Below are 16,140 nucleotides of genomic sequence, written 5' to 3'. Positions count from 1 at the left end.
CCCTTCCAGGCCCTTTCCGGAGCCGAGGGCTGGTGCGTAGGCCGGTTCGCATCCCCTGCCTGCGTGACAGGCCGGCGCGTAACACGCTTCGCGGTCGGAGAGGAGTCGCTTGCGGTACAGGGTCTCGAACATCCCGCTCTGGCTCGACGAGGACGAGGCGCTGCTGACGCGCCGCGCTGCCGAGCGCCTGGGCGTCTCGGCCGCGCACCTCCGCGAGGTGCTGGTGATCCGGCGCTCGCTCGACGCGCGGAAGAAGGGCCACGCGCGCTGGCTGGTGAACCTCGAGGTGACGGTCGAGGGCGAGGTCCGCGGCGCGGGCGCCGACGTGACGCCCGCCCCCGCCCCCGAGCCGCCGGCGCCCAGGGTGCGCGCGCCCGCCGCACGGCCGATCATCCTCGGGGCCGGCCCCGCCGGCCTGTTCTGCGCCTGGGAGCTGCTCGAGCGCGGCGTGCCGTCGGTGGTGGTCGATCGCGGCAAGCCGGTCGGGCCACGCCGGCGCGACGTGGCCGAGCTCATGCGGTCCGGCGCGCTCGACCCCGAGTCGAACATGAACTTCGGCGAGGGCGGCGCGGGCGCGTACACCGACGGCAAGCTCGGGACGCGCATCCACCACCCCGCCGTGCGCAAGGTGGTCGAGCTGTTCGCCCGCTTCGGGGGCGTGTCGCGGATCCTGGCCGAGGGCAAGCCGCACGTCGGCTCCGACCTGCTGCCCGGCGCCATCTCCGCCATGCGCGAGGAGCTGGAGCGCGGCGGCTGCACGTTCCTGTGGGGCGCCCGCGCCGTGGACCTGGCGCTCGCCGGCGGGCGCTTCCGCGGCCTGACGCTCGCCGACGGCCGGACGCTCGACTCCGACCGGCTGGTGCTCGCCCCCGGGAACAGCGCGCGGGAGCTGTTCGAGCTGTTCGCCCGGCGCGGCTGGCCCGTCGAGGCGAAGCCGTTCGCGGTCGGGTTCCGCGCGGAGCACCCGCAGCCGCTCATCGACCGCATCCAGTACGGCACCGAGCGGCGCCACCCGAAGCTCCCGCCCGCCGACTACAAGCTGGCCGACAACCCCCGGGTCGCGGGCGAGGCGCGCGGCGTCTTCTCGTTCTGCATGTGCCCCGGCGGCGTGGTGGTCCCCACCCCGACCGAGCCGGAGATGCAGTGCACGAACGGCATGTCCAACTCGCACCGCAGCTCGCCGCTCGCGAACGCGGGCATGGTCGTGGCGGTCTCGCCCGCCGACTTCGCCGCCGAGGGCTTCGAGGGCCCGCTCGCCGGCCTGGAGTGGCAGCGCAAGTGGGAGCGGGCGGCCTACCGGCTCGGCGGCGGCGGCTACCACGCGCCCGCGCAGCGGCTGTCGGCCTACCTCGCCGGCCGCCCCGGCGCGCCGCCCGGCCGCACCTCCTACCGCCCCGGCCTGGTGCCGGCCGATCTGTCGCAGCTCTTCCCGCCGGCGGTGCGCGACGCGCTCCGCGCCGGGCTGCGGAGCTTCGAGAAGCGCATGCACGGCTTCGTCACCGACGAGGCGCTCCTCATCGGCGTCGAGACCCGCACGAGCGCGCCCTGCCGCCTGGTGCGCGGCGAGGACCTGCAGAGCCCGGCGCTCCGCGGCGTCTACCCCGCCGGCGAGGGCGCCGGGTACGCGGGCGGCATCGTCTCGTCGGCGGTGGACGGGCTGCGCGTCGCCGAGGCCATCGCCGCGGAGCTGGGGCCGGCATGAGGCGCGCGCCGATGCGCTACCACGTGCGCGACGCGAGCGGCCGGGAGCTGGTGGTCCCGTCGCTCGCCGACCTGCACGCGCTCTACGCGCACGGCTTCCTCGGCGACGACGACCTGGTCCGCGCGGAGACCTCCGACCGCTGGACGCGCGCCGGGGCCATGCACGCGCTGCAGGGCGTGCGCGAGGCGCGCGCCGAGAGCCCGCGGAAGGTGGCGCTGCTCGTCGCGGCGCTGGTCGTCGTCGCGACCGCGATCGGGGTCCTGCTCTCGCGCTGAGACCGGCTCTCGCCCGCCTGCGCCCCGCCGCCGCCGCGCGGGCGCGTTCGCGCCCCGGACCGCGCGCGAAGCCGCCGGCGCGCCTGCGCGAGGCAACCCGCCGTCGCCGGGCTCAGCGGCCGTAGTCGTCCTGGACGCGCACCACGTCCTCGACCTCGGGCGTGGACACCTCCAGCACGTCGCAGTCGGTCACCGCGCGCATGCGGTGCACCGTGCCCGGGCGCACGTGGTAGCTGTCGCCCGGGCGCATGGGGTGATCGACCAGGCGGCCGTCCTCCTGGAGCACGAGCACCATCTCGCCGCTCCAGAGGTGGATCGTCTCGTCCTTCTTCACGTGGTACTGCAACGAGAGCTGCGTCCCCGCCTTCACGTGCAGGAGCTTGCCGACGTAGCGCTCGGTGTGGGCCCACCACAGCTCGTGGCCCCAGGGCTTCTCGACGCGCTTCGGGTTCTCGAACGTGCTGGTCATGTGTCTCCGGCTCCGACGTGAAGCTAGGCTCACCGGCTCGCGGTCACGAATCCCTTCGCCCCCGATTCCCGCTCGGCGTCGCGCAGGTAGCGCTCCGCCTCCGCGCGGGTGGCGAAGCTGCCCGCCCGCACCCGGAAGAAGCGGCCCTTGCCCGGGACGTCGGCGGCCTCGATGCGCGGCGAGAGCGCCCGGTACTTCGCGGCGATCCGCTCCGCCTCGGTTCGGCTCTGGGTCGCGGCGAGCTGGACCGCGAACGCGCCGGCCGCGGCGGGCTTCGGCGCGGCGGCAGCGGGCGGGGTCGGCGCCGGCGCAGCGGCCGGCTTCGGCGTCGCCGCGGGCGCCGCGGTGGCAGCGGGCTTCGCCGGCGCGGTGGCGGCGACGGCCGGCGCCGCGGGCGCGGGGGCGGGCGCGGCGGACGGGGCCGGCGCCGCGGCGGGCGCGGGCGCCGGGGCCGCAGCGGGGCGCGCCTCGACCGGCGGCGGCGCGGACGGCTTCCCCTTGGGGAGCTGATCGTAGAAGGTCAGGTCGTTGCGAGCCGGGGCGGCCGGCGCGGCCACCGGGACGCGGTCGAGCGCGTCCAGGTCGCCGGAGCCGCGGACCGCCTCCGCCTGGCGGGCGGCCATCTGCCGGCCCACGTTCAGCCCCAGGACGAAGATGACGCCCAGGATCACGAGCGCGCCGACCACGATCGACGCGATCTGGCGGCCGTCCAGGGACAGCTCGAACTTCTCACGGCTCCGGGCGTTCTCTTCGCGCATGGACGTCACCCCGCCGCGGCGACGGGCGCGCGCCGCGAGGACCGGGCGCGCGAACCGCGGCAGCCAGGATTCTAGACGTCGTCCGCGATATCGCGAGTTTCCGGACTCTCCATCCGATCCGGCGCGGAGACGCCCAGCACCGCCAGCCCGTTCGCGAGCACCTGCTTCAGGGCCCGGCACAGGAACAGGCGCGCCGCGGTCTTGACCGGGTCGGGCCCGATCACCTTCTCGCCGCTCTTCTTCCCCTGCGTGTACCAGGAGTGGAAGGCGGCGATGGTCTCCTGGAGGTAGAACGCCACCCGGTGCGGCTCGTAGGCGAGCGCCGCGGCGGCGAGCAGGTCCGGGAACGCGGCGATCCGCCGGATGAGGTCCTGCTCCTCCGGCGAGCCGAGCGTCCGCGCGGCGTCGAGGTCGAACTCCGGCACCGCGTGCCCGGCCTCGCGCGCCTTCTGGAAGATGGCCGCCAGGCGGGCGTGGCCGTACTGGACGTAGAACACCGGGTTGTCGAGCGTCTGCTTCTTGGCGAGCTCGACGTCGAAGTCGAGCGGCGCGTCGGAGCGCCGGGTGAGGAAGATGAAGCGGGTCGCGTCGCGCCCCACCTCGTCCACCACCTCGCGCAGCGAGACCAGCGTGCCGGCGCGCTTCGACATCTTCACCGACTCGCCGCCGCGCATCAGGCTGACCATCTGGATCAGCACGACGTGCAGGTCCTTGCGCGAGGCGCCCAGCGCCTCCATGGCCGCCTCGAGCCGCGGCACGTAGCCGCCGTGGTCGGCGCCGAGCACGTCCACCAGCGCGTCGGCGCGCTGGCGCTTGTCCCAGTGGTAGGCGATGTCCGCGCAGAAGTAGGTGGGGGTCCCGTCCGCCTTCTTCACCGGCCGGTCCACCTCGTCGCCGTACGCCGACGAGCGGAACAGGGTGAGGTCCTCGGCGGCGGTCACGCCCTCCTCGTCCGGCTGCGCCTGCGGCGGCGGCTGCCCCTTCTTCGACTTCGGCGGCGGCAGCTTGCCGACGTAGACGAGGTCCTTCTCCTCCAGGAAGCGGAGGAACCGGTCCACCGTGCCCGACTCGTAGAGCGCCTTCTCCGACGACCAGCGGTCGAACGAGATGTTCACCGCGGCGAGGTCCTCGCGGATCATCCCGAGCACGTGCTGGACCGCGTGGTCGCGGAACAGCGTCAGCCACTCGGCCTCCGGCGCGTCCAGGAACCGCGCGCCGTACTCGGCCTTCAGGCCGGCGGCGATGTCCTTCACGTACTCGCCCGGATAGCTCTTGGGCGGCATGGTCACCGCCCGCCCGTGCAGCTCCTGGTAGCGGAGGTGGACCGAGCGCGCCAGCGTCTGCACCTGCGCGCCGTAGTCGTTGACGTAGTACTCGCGGCTCACGTCGAAGCCGGCCCAGCGCAGCAGGCCCTGGACGCCGTCGCCGACCACCGCGTTGCGCCCGTGCCCGACGTGCATGGGGCCGGTCGGGTTCGCCGAGACGTACTCGACGATGACCTTCTTCCCCTGCCCCACCGCGGTGCGGCCGTAGGCCGGGCCCTCGGCGACCGCGCGCGCGAGCGTGCGCAGCCACAGGTCCGGGGAGAGCCGCACGTTGATGAACCCGGGGCCGGCGATCTCCAGCCCGGCCAGGTCGCCGGCCGTGTCGGCCGCGCGCACCGCCTCGACGATCGCCTGCGCCAGCTCGCGCGGCGGCTTGCCCGCCTGCTTCGCCAGCACCATGGCGGCGTTGACCGCGAAGTCGCCGTGCTTCGGGTCGCGCGGCGCCTCCACCGAGAAGCCGGCGTCCGCCGCCGGCCAGCGCCCGTCGTCGGCGCCCTGGGCGAGCGCCTTGCGGAAGAGTTCGATGACGCGATCACGGACCATAGGAAGGGGTCTCTCTACCGGGGGCGCGCGCGGGAAGCAAGCGCCGGGCCGCGCGGGGCGCGGGCGCCCTCAGGGATAGGCGTCGAACGCGCCGCAGCGCCGGCACCGCCAGGCGCGCGACGGGGCGTCGGAGCCGCAGCGCTCGCAGCGCGGGGCCTTGCCGCGGCGGAGCAGCGCCGCGACCAGCAGGTCGTGGCGGGCGGCGAGGTCGTCCGGGCCCGGCGCGCCGGCCTGGTGCAGCAGCTCCCGCATCGCCAGCGACACCTCGCCCACCCGGTCGCGCTCGAGCGCCAGCCGCAGCGCCGCCACCGCCTCCGGGGTCCGGCCGCAGCGGTGCAGCGCGCGCCCGTGCAGGAGGTGCAGCGCCGCGTCGTCGGGGCGCGCGGCCGCGCGGGCCGCCGCGAACGCCTCGGCCGCCGCGGCGTCCGGGACCGCGGCCACCGCCGGCCACGCCAGCAGCGCGGCGCGCGGGTCCTCGTCGAGCGAGCGGCCCGCGGCCTCCAGCGCCGCGGCGGTCGCGCCGGCGGCGGCCTCGGCCTCGGCGAGCGCCATCCAGGCGTCCGCGCTCCGCGCGTGCGCGGCGAGCCCCTCGCGCGCGAGCGCCGCCGCCCGGGCCGGATCGCCGGGGAGCGCCTCGCGCGCCTGCGCCGCGAGCAGGTGCGCCAGCACCGGGTCCCCGTCCTGCGGGCCGATGCGCCGCTGCAGCGCCACCGCGCCGGCCAGGTCGCCCTGCTCGACCTTCACGTCGCGCAGCCCCTCGGCCGCGGCGCGATCCCCGTCGCGCTCCGCCAGCCGCGCGTACAGCTCGGCGGCCTCGGCGAGCATGCCGCTCCGCCGGTAGTCCTCGGCCAGCTCGCGCTCCACCTCGGCGCGCCGCGCCGGGTCGAGCCCCCGGCCGAACAGCATGTTGCGGTGCAGCCGCACCGCCCGCGCGAGGTCGCCCTCGCGCCGGAACAGCGCGCCCAGCGCCAGGTAGGTGTCCACCGCCTCGGGCGTGCCCAGCCGCGCGGCGTCGGAGAGCGCCTCGATGGCGGCGTCCGGGTCGCCCTGCACGATGGAGCGGACGCCCTTCAGGTAGGCCTGCGCCTCGTCGCGGCGCCGCCGCAGCCGCTCCGCGAGCAGGATCGCCACGATCGCGGCGAGCGAGCCGGCGGCGAGCGCGAGCCAGAGCTGCGTCACGGGCCCAGCGCGGCGAACCCGGCGCGCAGCCGCTGCCAGGCCTCGTCGAGCGCCTCCACGACCACGCGGTTGTCGGCCAGCACCGGCATGAAGTTGTTGTCGCCGAGCCAGCGCGGCACGACGTGCCAGTGCAGGTGGTCCGCGATCCCGGCGCCGCCGGCGCGGCCCAGGTTCATGCCGACGTTCATCCCGTCCGGCCGGTAGACCGCCTTCACCACGGCGGCCGCGCGGCGCAGCTCCTCCTGCAGGTCGGTCCACTCCGCCGGTCCGAGCGCGCCCAGGTCGGCGAGGTGCGCGCGCGGGATCACCATCACGTGCCCGGAGTTGTACGGGAACCGGTTCAGGCAGGTGAACGCGTGGGCCGAGCGGTGCACCACCAGGTTGCCGCGGTCGGCCGACTCCGGCGCCGCGGGGAAGTCGCAGAAGATGCACCCGGTCGGCTTCTCGGACCGGATGAACTCCATCCGCCACGGGGCCCAGAGCGGCTGCTGCACGGGATCTCCTTGCGGCGCGCGCCGCTACCGCGCGAGGAAGTACACGCCGGGCTGCCGCGCGTCGGCCGCCCCCTGCGCCACCCGGGTGGCGACCGCGTCGGCCACCGCGCCGGCGGCGCCGCCCATGAGCTGCTCGAGGAAGCGGCCGTGCTCGTCGGGCGGGTAGACCAGCACCGGCTCGCCGCTCAGCTTCGCCTCCTGCTTCGCCAGCTCCACCGCGTCGTAGAAGTTGCCGAGCTGGTCCACCAGCCCGGCCTCCTTCGCCTGCGCGCCGGTGAGCACGCGGCCGTCGGCGATGGCGCGCACCTTCGCCTCGTCCAGCTTGCGGCCCTCGGCGACCGCCTTCACGAACTGGCCCAGCGTGTTCTCGACCAGCCCCTGCCAGTAGGCGCGGTCCTCCGGCGTCATGTCGCGGAACGGGTTGCCGGCGTCCTTCAGCTTGCCGGTCTTCACCGTCTCGACCTTCACCCCGAGCTTCTCGGCGAGGTCCTTCACGTTGGGGAACTGGCTGATGACGCCGATCGAGCCGGTGAGCGTGCCGGGGTTCGCGACGATCTTCGGGCAGGCCACCGACACGTACAGGCCGCCCGACGCGGCCAGGTTGCCCATCGAGCAGACCACGACCTTCTTCTGCGCGAGGCGCTTCACCTCGTCGTGGATCTCCTGGCTGGCGCCCACCGAGCCGCCCGGCGAGTCCACCCGGATCACCACCGCCTTCAGGTCGCCGTCGTCGGCGAAGCGGCGGATGCGCTTCAGGATGTCCTCGGTCTCGTCGCGCTCCGGGCCGCCGCCGATGGTGCCCTTCACGTCGATCACGCCGACGCGCGGGCCCGAGCCGAGGCGCGGGGACTCGCCGCGCACGGCGCCGAACGCCAGCAGCAGGAACCCGAAGAACACCAGGAACAGGCCGCCGAAGATGAACGCCACGATCCCGAGCGCCAGCCGGTCGCGGCGCGGCGGCGGCTGCGGCGGCATGCCGGGCGGCGGCGCGCCCCAGCCCGAGGACGGCGGCGGGCCGGGCGGCGGGCCCCAGCTCGGCGGCGGCGGGGGCGGTGCGCCCCAGCGCGGCGGCTCGGGCCGCGCCGGCGATCCCGGCCCGGTCGCCCCGGGCTGCGGCTCCTGGGGGCCGACGGGCGTGGTGGGGAGGGGCTCGTTGGGATCGCTGGGGTTCATGGTCGGGTCAGGTAAGCACGCGGCCCGGGGGGTCGCAACCGGCAAAAAGGAAGCGGGCGGCCCGCTCGCGCAGGCCGCCCGCAGGTGCTCCGGACCGCCGGGAGGCTACTTCCGGCGGTTGAACTTCTCCATCAGGTCGCCGAGGCGGGCGCGGCCGTCGCCCTGGCGGCGCAGGTACTCGCGGTAGTCGTCCTCGCCGCCGTCGCGGTTGACCGCCTTCATGGAGAGCGCGACCTTGCGGTCCTGGAGGTCCATGTCGATGACCTTGACCTCGACCTCCTGGCCCTCCTGCACCACGTCGCGCGGGTTCTCCACGCGCTCGTCCTTCATCTCGGACACGTGCACCAGGCCCTCGATGCCCGGCTCGATCTCCACGAACGCGCCGAAGTCGGTGACCTTGGTGACGCGGCCCTTCACGCGGGCGCCCACCGGGTGACGCTCGGAGAGCGTGGTCCACGGATCGACGTGCGCCTGCTTGATGCCGAGGCTGAAGCGCTCGTTCTCGACGTCGATGTTGAGCACCACCGCCTCGACCACGTCACCCTTCTTGAACTTCTCGCCCGGGTGCTTGATGCGCTCGGTCCAGGAGATGTCGGAGACGTGCACCAGGCCGTCGATGCCCTCCTCGACGCCGACGAAGATGCCGAAGTCGGTGACGTTGCGGACCTCGCCGCGGATCGTCGTGCCGATCGGATACTTGTCCTCGAGCAGCGTCCAGGGGTTCGCCTCGATCTGCTTCATGCCGAGGCTGATCCGCTTGGCCTTCGGGTCGATGTCGAGCACCACCGCCTCGACCTGATCGCCCACGTTGACCAGCTTCGAGGGGTGCTTCACGCGCTTCGTCCAGCTCATCTCGGAGACGTGGACGAGGCCCTCGACGCCCTGCTCCAGCTCGATGAACGCGCCGTAGTCGGTGAGCGAGACCACCTTGCCCTTGACGCGCGTGCCGACCGGATACTTCTCGTCGGCGCGGTGCCACGGGTCCTCCTGGATCTGCTTCAGGCCCAGGCTGACGCGCTCGGAGGTCGGGTCGAACTTCAGGACGACGACGCGGACCTCCTGGCCGACCTCGAACATCTCCGACGGGTGGCCGATGCGGCCCCAGCTCATGTCGGTGACGTGCAGCAGGCCGTCGATGCCGCCCAGGTCGATGAAGGCGCCGTAGTCGGTGAGGTTCTTGACCACGCCCTTGAGGATCGCGCCCTCCTTCAGGTTCTTCAGGGTCTCCTTCTTCAGCTCCTCGCGCTCCTTCTCGAGGAGGACCCGGCGCGACAGCACGATGTTCCCGCGCTTCTTGTTGAACTTGATGACCTTGAACTTGAACTTCTCGCCGATCAGCTTGTCCAGGTTCCGGACCGGCCGGATGTCCACCTGGGAGCCGGGGAGGAACGCCTTCACGCCGATGTCGACGGAGAGGCCGCCCTTCACGCGCCCGACGATCACGCCCTCGACGAGCTCGTCGCGCTCGCACGCGGCGGAGATCTCGTCCCAGATGCGCATCTTGTCGGCCTTCTCCTTGGAGAGGACGACCATCCCGGTGTCGTTCTCCCGGGACTCGACGAGCACCTCGACCTTGTCGCCCACCTTCACCGCGGGCTCGCCGCCGGGGGCGGTCGAGAACTCGGAGATGGGCACCTGGCCTTCGGACTTGTAGCCGATGTCGATGACGGCGTAGTCCTTGGTCAGCTGGATCACGGTGCCGTTGACGACCTTGCCCTCCTCGATCGGACCGGCGCTGGCTTCGCTCGCGGCGAAGAGCGTCGCGAAGTCCTCGGTCTCGACGTCGGGCGTGCGGGGAGTCTGATTCTCCATTCGGTTAGGCCAACCTTTTGTCGGGAAGCGCCGGCGCCCGTCGGATCTCGGGGCTGGATCGTGCCGGCGTTGCCACTGCGTTGCCCCCTGGTCTCGTGCTTCGCGCCGCGCCCCCGGGGATCGAGAGGCCGTCGCGCGCCGGGCGTACCCCGGCCCACATGCAGATTACGGAGTGCGCACGCTACACGTCCGAAATTGCAGCGTCAAGGCGGCCCAGGCTAGCGGAGCGCCCTCAGCCAGGCCGCCACCCCCTCGACCACCCAGTCCGGCGTCGAGGCCCCCGCCGAAAGGCCGACCACCCGGCAGCCGTCGAACCAGGCCGCCTCGAGCTCGGCCTCGGTCTCGACGTGCCAGGTGCGCGGCTGGATGGCGCGGCAGATCTCGGCGAGGTGGCGCGTGTTGGCGCTGTTCTTCCCGCCCACGACCACCACCGCGTCCACCTCGCTCGCGAGCGCCCGGGCGTCCGCCTGGCGCTCCTCGGTGTCGTTGCAGATGGTGTTCACGGCCCGGACCTCCTTGTGCCGGAGGGCCAGGACGCCCACCACCCGCTCGAACTCCGCGCCGATGCAGGTGGTCTGGGCGATGACCGCGACCTTCTTCGCCTTGATCTCCGGCACCGGGCCGCCCGGCTTCACCACCGTGCACGGCTGCTCGGAGTACGAGATGACGCCCTTGATCTCGGCGTGGTTCGCGTCGCCGACGATGACGATGTGGTAGCCCTCGCGCGAGAGGCGCTGGGCCATGGCCTGCGGGTACTTCACGTACGGGCAGGTGCCGTCCACCACCTCGAGCCCGCGCGCCTCGGCGCGCTCCAGCTCCTCGCGCACGGCGCCGTGCGTCCGGACCACCACCGTGGTCCCGTCGGCCACCTCGCCGATCCCGTTCACGGTCCCGACGCCCTTCTCGCTGAAGCGGGCGACCGCCTGAGGGTTGTGGATGATGGGCCCGAGCGTGACGACGGGCGCCCGATGCTGGTCGGCGACCTCCATCACCTTGTCTACGGTGCGGCGCACACCCCAGCAGAACCCGGCGGTCTTCGCGATCTTGACGTCCACGGCGCCTCTATATAACGGCGCCCCCCTCGCCGGCCAGCAACCCTCCCCCCTCCATCCGTGGCGCACCGCCGGGGTTGTCCCCTCTACTCCGAGTCACGAAGTTCGCAGGGCGGGCCTCTCGCCCCTGGACCGCCCTGGAGGAAGGCGATGCGAACGCTCGGAGCCGTGGCCTCGCTGGTTGCGCTCACCGTCACCGGCGGCGCCGCCGCGCAGGGAGCCCCCTCGCCTGCCCCGGCCCCCGCCGGCGGCGCGCCGGCCGCCGACGCCCCCGCGCCGGCGGAGCCGTCCGGCGCGTTCCGGATCCGCTCGGCGGTGCTCGGGGAGGAGCGCAGCTTCGTCGTGCTCGCGCCGCCCGGCTACGCCACCTCCGGCCGGCGCTACCCGGTGGTCTACTTCACCGACGGGAGCCCCAGCCTGGCGGTGCTCGCCACCGTCACGAGGTTCCTGGCGCAGAACGGGCGCATGCCCGAGGTGCTCCTGGTCGGCATCGACCACCCGGACCGCATGCGCGACCTCACCCCGTCGCCGGGCAAGTTCGAGGGCGCGCCGCCCGCGGTGTTCAAGACCTCGGGCGGCGGCGACCGGTTCCTGTCGTTCGTGCAGGACGAGCTCATCCCGCACGTGGAGCGGACCTACCGCACCGAGCCGTTCCGGATGCTGGTCGGGCACTCGCTGGGCGGGCTGCTCGCGGTGCACGCGCAGCTCGCGCGGCCGGGCCTGTTCCAGGCGACGCTGGCGCTCGCGCCCACGCTCACCTGGAACGGCGGCGAGCCGGTGCGGCGCGCCCGCGAGGCGCTGGCGGGCGGCCGCGCGCCGCGCGGCGTGATGGTGATCGTCTCCGCGGAGGACGGCCCGGAGGCGGCGAAGCAGGCGAAGGCGCTGGCGGGCGCCGCGAGCGCCGCCGGCGGGGGCCTCCAGGTCGCGGCGCTGGACCTCCCGGGCGAGGACCACTGGTCGGTGGTGCTGGAGGGCGCCTCCCGCGGCTTCAAGGAGGTGTTCGCCGGGTGGACCATGCCCGCCCCGGTGGGCGCCGTCGGGCCGGGCGGAGGGCTCCCGGCGGTCGAGCGCCACTACGCGAAGCTCTCGGAGCGGCTCGGGTGGACGGTCCGGCCGCCCGAGCCTGTGGTGGAGGCCGCGGGCCGGCAGGCGATCCGCGACGGGAAGCTCGAGGACGGCATCCGGGCCCTGCGGCAGAACGCGGCCTGGCATCCCGCCAGCGCGGCGGCCCACGACGTGCTGGGGATGGCGCTGGCCCGCGCGGACCGGCTCGAGGAGGCGAAGGGGGCGTTCCGGACGGCGCTCGAGCTGGCCGAGCGCGCCAAGGACCCGGGCGCCGCCGCCTACCGCGCGCACCTCGAGGCGGCGACCGCGCGCGTCGCGCCCCGCGAGTTCAGCCCCACCTGGCCCGGCCTGCCCAACCTGTGCGGCAAGGCGGGGGACCGGAGCTGGGAGGACCACCACCACCACGGTCAGTGAACCGCGCGGCCGCCGGCCGCGCACCGGAGCACCCGCAGTCCGCGAAGGAGCGTTCCATGATCCGCCCGTCTCACGCCGCCGCCCTGCTCTTCCTGTCGTCGCTCGCCGGCCGCGCCGCCGCGGCGGCGCCGGACCGGGTGGTGGAGCTGCCCGCCCGGTCGGGCGCCGCGCTGCGGCTCACCGTGCGCGCGCCCGAGGCCGCGCCCGGCGCGCGGCTCCCGGTGGTCTACCTGGCCGACGGCGCCCGGGATCTCGCCGCGGTGGGCGCGGCCGCGCAAGGGCTCGCGCGGCGCGGCGAGATGCCGGAGGTGATCCTGGTGGCGGTCGAGCGCGCCGAGGCCGGCGTGACGCCGGCGGCCGCCGGCGCGGGCTCGGCCTCGCCGGCCGCCGACGCGGCGCTGGCCCCCGAGGTGGCGCCCTGGGTGGAGCGCAACCACCCGGCGGCGGCGCTGCGGATCGTGGCCGGGCGGCGACCGGCCGGCACGCCCGAGGGCTGGCGCCCGCTGCCGCTCGCCGGCGACGCCGCGCCCGAGGTGACCGCCGCCGCCGTGGCCGGGCTGCGCGGCATCTTCCAGGGCTGGGGCATGCCGGTGGCCCGCGGCGACGTCGGCCCGCGCGGCGGGGCGGCCGCGGTCGAGGCGCACTACCGCGCGCTGTCGGCGCGGTTCGGGTGGGAGGTGCCGCCCCCCGAGCCGGCGCTGCGCCTCGCCGGGCTCCAGCAGGCCAGGGACGGCGACGCGGCCGGCGCGCTCCGGACGCTGGAGCGGAACGCCTCGCTCCACGCGGGCGTGCCCGCGGCGCACGGGGTCCTGGGGCAGGCGTACGAGGCGGGCGGGCGCGCCGGCGACGCGCGGCGCGAGTTCCAGTCCGCCTGGGACCTGGCGCGCAAGGCGAAGGACCCGCGCGCGGCCGACTACGAGAAGGCCTACCAGCGCGCGGTGGCCGAGGCCGAGCGCGCCTTCTCCGGCACCTGCTCCAGCCCGCCTTCCCTCACCACCCGCGGGCGGTGAGCGCGGGGCCGCTCAGGCCTTGTCGCCGACGAAGCGGTCCTTCTCGTCCTTGAACAGGACGTTGAACGTCGTGAGCGAGCCGTAGCAGCGGGTCACGTACTGCTGCAGCTCGACCTTCTCGGTGTCGGTCAGCTTGTCGTTCGCGTTGACCTTCTGCTCCAGCACCCGCAGCCGGTCCCGGATCATCACGATCTTGTGGAACAGGCTGTCGAGCGGGATCTCCTTGGGCGCGGTGCCGGGATCGCCGGGCTTCAGCACCACCGTGCCGCCTTCCCACTTGGGCGCGAGCGGGACGGGCACGTCCTCGCGCAGCGCCTCGCGGATGGCCTGGGCGAACTCCTCTCGCGTCATGTCGGTCAGCTCCTCGGGCAGGGGGACGGAGAACGTGGTCGCGGGCGCCGGCGCGGCCGCGCCGTGGCCCGGGGCGCGGTGCACGACCACGGTCGGCCCGGGCGCGCGCGCGCGGCGGCGCGCCGGCTCGGGCGGCGGCGCGGACGGGATGGCGGCCTCGCGGGACAGGTACCGCTCGCAGACGGGCGCCGTGCCGGGGAAGTCGCCGGTGCGCACGCCGAGGCGGCACGGGCCGATGGGCCCGCGCGCGTCCTCCAGGATGGGCCTCCACAGCCGGCAGCTGCCGCACTCCTTCGGCCCGTACGTGCGCGCGCCGTCGCTCACGGCCGGCCCCCGCCCCGCCCGCGCCGGCGCTGGCGCGCGCGCACCTCGCGGGCGAGCGCGTCCACCACCGCCTCGAGCGGCGTGCCGCTCGTGTCCACCACCACCGCGTCGTCGGCCGGGCGGAGCGGCGCGATCTCGCGCTCGGAGTCCTGCCGGTCGCGCTTCAGCTGATCGGCGAGCACCTCCTCGAACGTGGAGGGATCGCCCTTCGCCAGCAGCTCGGCGTGGCGCCGCCGCGCCCGCTCCTCTGGCGTGGCGACCAGGAAGAACTTGGCGTCCGCGTCCGGGAACACCACCGTGCCGATGTCGCGCCCCTCCAGCACCGCCCCGCGGTTCTCGGCGGCGAGCGCGAGCCGGCGCTGCAGGTCCAGCAGCCCGGCCCGCACCACCGGCCGCGCCGACACCTTGCTCGCCCCGAGCGACATGGGCGGGGTGCGGATCTCCACCGACACGTCCTCCTCGCCGAGGAGGACCCGCTGGCCGCCGCCGGGCTGCCCCGAGGGCGCGAACCGGATGGCGAGCTTCGGGAGCAGCTGGCCCAGGCGGGCGTCGTCGTCGAGCGCGATCCCGCGGAGCGTCGCGGCGAGCGCCACGGTCCGGTAGATGGCGCCGGTGTCCACCATGGCGAAGCCGAGCCGGGCGGCGAGCTGGCGGGAGGCGGTGGACTTGCCCGCGCCGGCCGGGCCGTCGATCGCGACGATGAATGGGCGGTGCGCGGAGGCGGGGCTGGAGCCCTGGGAGGCGGGCATGGGCGAACCCTTATACCCCTCTCCGCCGGGAGGCGCGACCGCGCCGAGGTCCCCGTTCGCGGACTGGCGCCGCCGGGCCCCGGCGTCACGATCCCGGGGTGCACGCCGCCGCCGCCGGCCTCGCCGCCCTGCTCCTCGCCGCGCCCGGCGCGGCGAGGGCGCCGGAGCAGCCGGTGACCGTCCACCTGCGGCTGGACGAGCGGCCGCACGGCTCGCGGGCGGAGCGCGAGCGGCTCCGCGAGCTCGAGTACGCGCTGATGGATCGGCTCGCGGCCGGCGCCGGCCGGCTGGTCCGGGACGAGTGGCGCGACGGCTACTGCGTGCTGCACCTGGCCGGCCCGGACGCGCGGGCGCTCTGGGCCGCGGTGGAGCCGGCGGTGCGCGCCGCGGGACCCCGGCCCGGCTCCTACGCGGTGCTGCGGGCGGGCCCGGAGGGCGCGCCGGAGGAGCGGATCCCGCTCGGCGCCGGCGCCGTCACTCCTCCGAGGTGAACACGCCCATCGCCCGGAACTTGCGGTACCGGTCGGTGACGAGCTGCTCGGGGGTGAGCTTCCGGAGCTCGGCGAGGTGGCGCCGGAGCGCGTCGCCCACGTTCTTGGCGGTGAGCACCGGGTCGCGGTGCGCGCCGCCGGGCGCCTCGGGGATGAGCTCGTCGGTGATCCCGAAGCCGGCCAGGTCGCGCGCCGTCAGCTTCAGCGCGTCGGCCGACTTCTGCGCCTTGGTCGGGTCGCGGTAGAGGATGGCGCTGCAGCTCTCCGGCGAGATGACCGAGTAGATCGAGTACTGCAGCATGAGCACGCGGTTCGCGACGCCGAGCGCGAGCGCGCCGCCCGAACCGCCCTCGCCGATGACGATCGCGATGACCGGCACCTCGAGCGACGCCATCACCTCGAGGTTCACCGCGATGGCCTCGGCCTGGCCGCGCTCCTCGGCGCCGATGCCCGGGTACGCGCCCGGCGTGTCGATGAAGGTGATGACCGGCTTGCGGAAGCGGTTGGCGAGGTCGAACAGCCGGCGCGCCTTGCGGTAGCCCTCCGGCCGCGGCATGCCGAAGTTCCGGAGCATGTTCTCCTTGGTGCTCCGGCCCTTCTGGTGGCCGATGACCACCACCGGCTCGCCGTCGAAGCGGGCGAACCCGGACACGATCGAGTGGTCGGCGGAGAAGCGCCGGTCGCCCTCGATGTCGAAGAAGTCGGTGAACAGCTCCCTCAGGTAGTCGAGGGTGTACGGGCGCTGCGGGTGCCGGGCGAGCTGGACCGTCTGCCACCGGTCGAGGTCGCTGAAGATCTCGGCCTGGAGCTTCCGGGCCTTCTTCTCGAGCTTCTGGATCTCCTCGCTGAAGTCGACCTTGGCGCCGCCGGAGAGCTCCTTCAGCTCGGCGATCTTGGACTCGAGGGCGAGGAGCGGGCGCTCGAAGTCGAGGGCGTAGGCTGGCTTGGACACGG

Annotated in this window: 16 protein-coding genes; 5 read left to right on the top strand and 11 right to left on the bottom strand. The window is 74.8% G+C overall.

Going from position 1 to position 16,140, the window contains the following annotated elements:
- Positions 1 to 109: 109 nt before the first annotated feature.
- Positions 110 to 1,702 (top strand): NAD(P)/FAD-dependent oxidoreductase, encoded by a 1,593-nt coding sequence (locus tag ADEH_RS07890; protein ID WP_011420584.1) that lies wholly within the window; start codon positions 110 to 112, stop codon positions 1,700 to 1,702.
- Positions 1,699 to 1,977 carry a hypothetical protein gene (locus tag ADEH_RS07885; protein WP_011420583.1) on the top strand — a complete coding sequence of 93 codons (279 nt, stop codon included), beginning with the start codon at positions 1,699 to 1,701 and terminating at the stop codon, positions 1,975 to 1,977. The genes ADEH_RS07890 and ADEH_RS07885 overlap by 4 nt, the downstream gene beginning before the upstream one ends.
- A 112-nt stretch (positions 1,978 to 2,089) precedes the next feature.
- Here ADEH_RS07885 and ADEH_RS07880 read toward each other — a convergent pair whose 3' ends face one another.
- The 8 genes from ADEH_RS07880 to ispH form a co-directional block, all read right to left on the bottom strand.
- Positions 2,090 to 2,446 (bottom strand): cupin domain-containing protein, encoded by a 357-nt coding sequence (locus ADEH_RS07880; RefSeq protein ID WP_011420582.1) that lies wholly within the window; start codon positions 2,444 to 2,446, stop codon positions 2,090 to 2,092.
- 29 nt (positions 2,447 to 2,475) lie between these two features.
- Positions 2,476 to 3,204 carry an SPOR domain-containing protein gene (locus ADEH_RS07875; protein WP_011420581.1) on the bottom strand — a complete coding sequence of 243 codons (729 nt, stop codon included), beginning with the start codon at positions 3,202 to 3,204 and terminating at the stop codon, positions 2,476 to 2,478.
- A 71-nt stretch (positions 3,205 to 3,275) separates the two neighbouring features.
- Positions 3,276 to 5,072 carry an arginine--tRNA ligase gene (locus ADEH_RS07870; RefSeq protein WP_011420580.1) on the bottom strand — a complete coding sequence of 599 codons (1,797 nt, stop codon included), beginning with the start codon at positions 5,070 to 5,072 and terminating at the stop codon, positions 3,276 to 3,278.
- A 69-nt stretch (positions 5,073 to 5,141) separates the two neighbouring features.
- Positions 5,142 to 6,251, bottom strand: a complete 1,110-nt coding sequence (locus tag ADEH_RS07865; RefSeq protein ID WP_011420579.1) for a tetratricopeptide repeat protein — start codon at positions 6,249 to 6,251, stop codon at positions 5,142 to 5,144.
- The gene (locus ADEH_RS07860) at positions 6,248 to 6,745 is read right to left on the bottom strand and encodes an HIT family protein (RefSeq protein WP_011420578.1); all 498 of its coding nucleotides are present in this window, start codon (positions 6,743 to 6,745) and stop codon (positions 6,248 to 6,250) included. The genes ADEH_RS07865 and ADEH_RS07860 overlap by 4 nt, the downstream gene beginning before the upstream one ends.
- A gap of 24 nt (positions 6,746 to 6,769) precedes the next feature.
- A complete protein-coding gene (gene sppA, locus ADEH_RS07855) occupies positions 6,770 to 7,918 on the bottom strand; it encodes a signal peptide peptidase SppA (protein WP_041453412.1) in 1,149 nt (382 codons plus the stop codon).
- Between the two features lie 105 nt (positions 7,919 to 8,023).
- Positions 8,024 to 9,730 (bottom strand): 30S ribosomal protein S1, encoded by a 1,707-nt coding sequence (locus tag ADEH_RS07850; RefSeq protein WP_011420576.1) that lies wholly within the window; start codon positions 9,728 to 9,730, stop codon positions 8,024 to 8,026.
- Between the two features lie 218 nt (positions 9,731 to 9,948).
- Positions 9,949 to 10,785 carry a 4-hydroxy-3-methylbut-2-enyl diphosphate reductase gene (gene ispH, locus ADEH_RS07845; protein WP_041453411.1) on the bottom strand — a complete coding sequence of 279 codons (837 nt, stop codon included), beginning with the start codon at positions 10,783 to 10,785 and terminating at the stop codon, positions 9,949 to 9,951.
- Between the two features lie 147 nt (positions 10,786 to 10,932).
- Between ispH and ADEH_RS07840 the strand changes: the two genes are divergently transcribed.
- Together ADEH_RS07840 and ADEH_RS07835 are read left to right on the top strand one after the other, a co-directional pair.
- Positions 10,933 to 12,261 (top strand): alpha/beta hydrolase-fold protein, encoded by a 1,329-nt coding sequence (locus tag ADEH_RS07840; RefSeq protein ID WP_011420574.1) that lies wholly within the window; start codon positions 10,933 to 10,935, stop codon positions 12,259 to 12,261.
- A 56-nt stretch (positions 12,262 to 12,317) separates the two neighbouring features.
- Positions 12,318 to 13,271, top strand: coding sequence for an alpha/beta hydrolase-fold protein (locus tag ADEH_RS07835; protein WP_157061345.1), 954 nt, complete (start codon positions 12,318 to 12,320; stop codon positions 13,269 to 13,271).
- Positions 13,272 to 13,283: 12 nt separating this feature from the next.
- Here the strand turns inward: ADEH_RS07835 and ADEH_RS07830 are convergent, their stop codons facing one another.
- Complete coding sequence (locus ADEH_RS07830) at positions 13,284 to 13,946, bottom strand: hypothetical protein (RefSeq protein ID WP_041453409.1); 663 nt, start codon at positions 13,944 to 13,946, stop codon at positions 13,284 to 13,286.
- Positions 13,943 to 14,695 carry a (d)CMP kinase gene (gene cmk / locus ADEH_RS07825; RefSeq protein ID WP_011420571.1) on the bottom strand — a complete coding sequence of 251 codons (753 nt, stop codon included), beginning with the start codon at positions 14,693 to 14,695 and terminating at the stop codon, positions 13,943 to 13,945. Before cmk ends, ADEH_RS07830 begins: the two co-directional genes overlap by 4 nt.
- A gap of 98 nt (positions 14,696 to 14,793) precedes the next feature.
- Between cmk and ADEH_RS07820 the strand changes: the two genes are divergently transcribed.
- The gene (locus tag ADEH_RS07820) at positions 14,794 to 15,186 is read left to right on the top strand and encodes a hypothetical protein (RefSeq protein ID WP_011420570.1); all 393 of its coding nucleotides are present in this window, start codon (positions 14,794 to 14,796) and stop codon (positions 15,184 to 15,186) included.
- Here the strand turns inward: ADEH_RS07820 and ADEH_RS07815 are convergent.
- Positions 15,170 to 16,138 carry an acetyl-CoA carboxylase carboxyltransferase subunit alpha gene (locus ADEH_RS07815; RefSeq protein ID WP_011420569.1) on the bottom strand — a complete coding sequence of 323 codons (969 nt, stop codon included), beginning with the start codon at positions 16,136 to 16,138 and terminating at the stop codon, positions 15,170 to 15,172. The two genes, ADEH_RS07820 and ADEH_RS07815, sit on opposite strands and share 17 nt — an antisense overlap.
- Between the last annotated feature and the right edge of the window lie 2 nt (positions 16,139 to 16,140).

The sequence above is a fragment of the Anaeromyxobacter dehalogenans 2CP-C genome (assembly GCF_000013385.1).
Lineage (GTDB): Bacteria > Myxococcota > Myxococcia > Myxococcales > Anaeromyxobacteraceae > Anaeromyxobacter > Anaeromyxobacter dehalogenans_B.
This window is presented reverse-complemented; position numbering and strand designations above follow the sequence as displayed.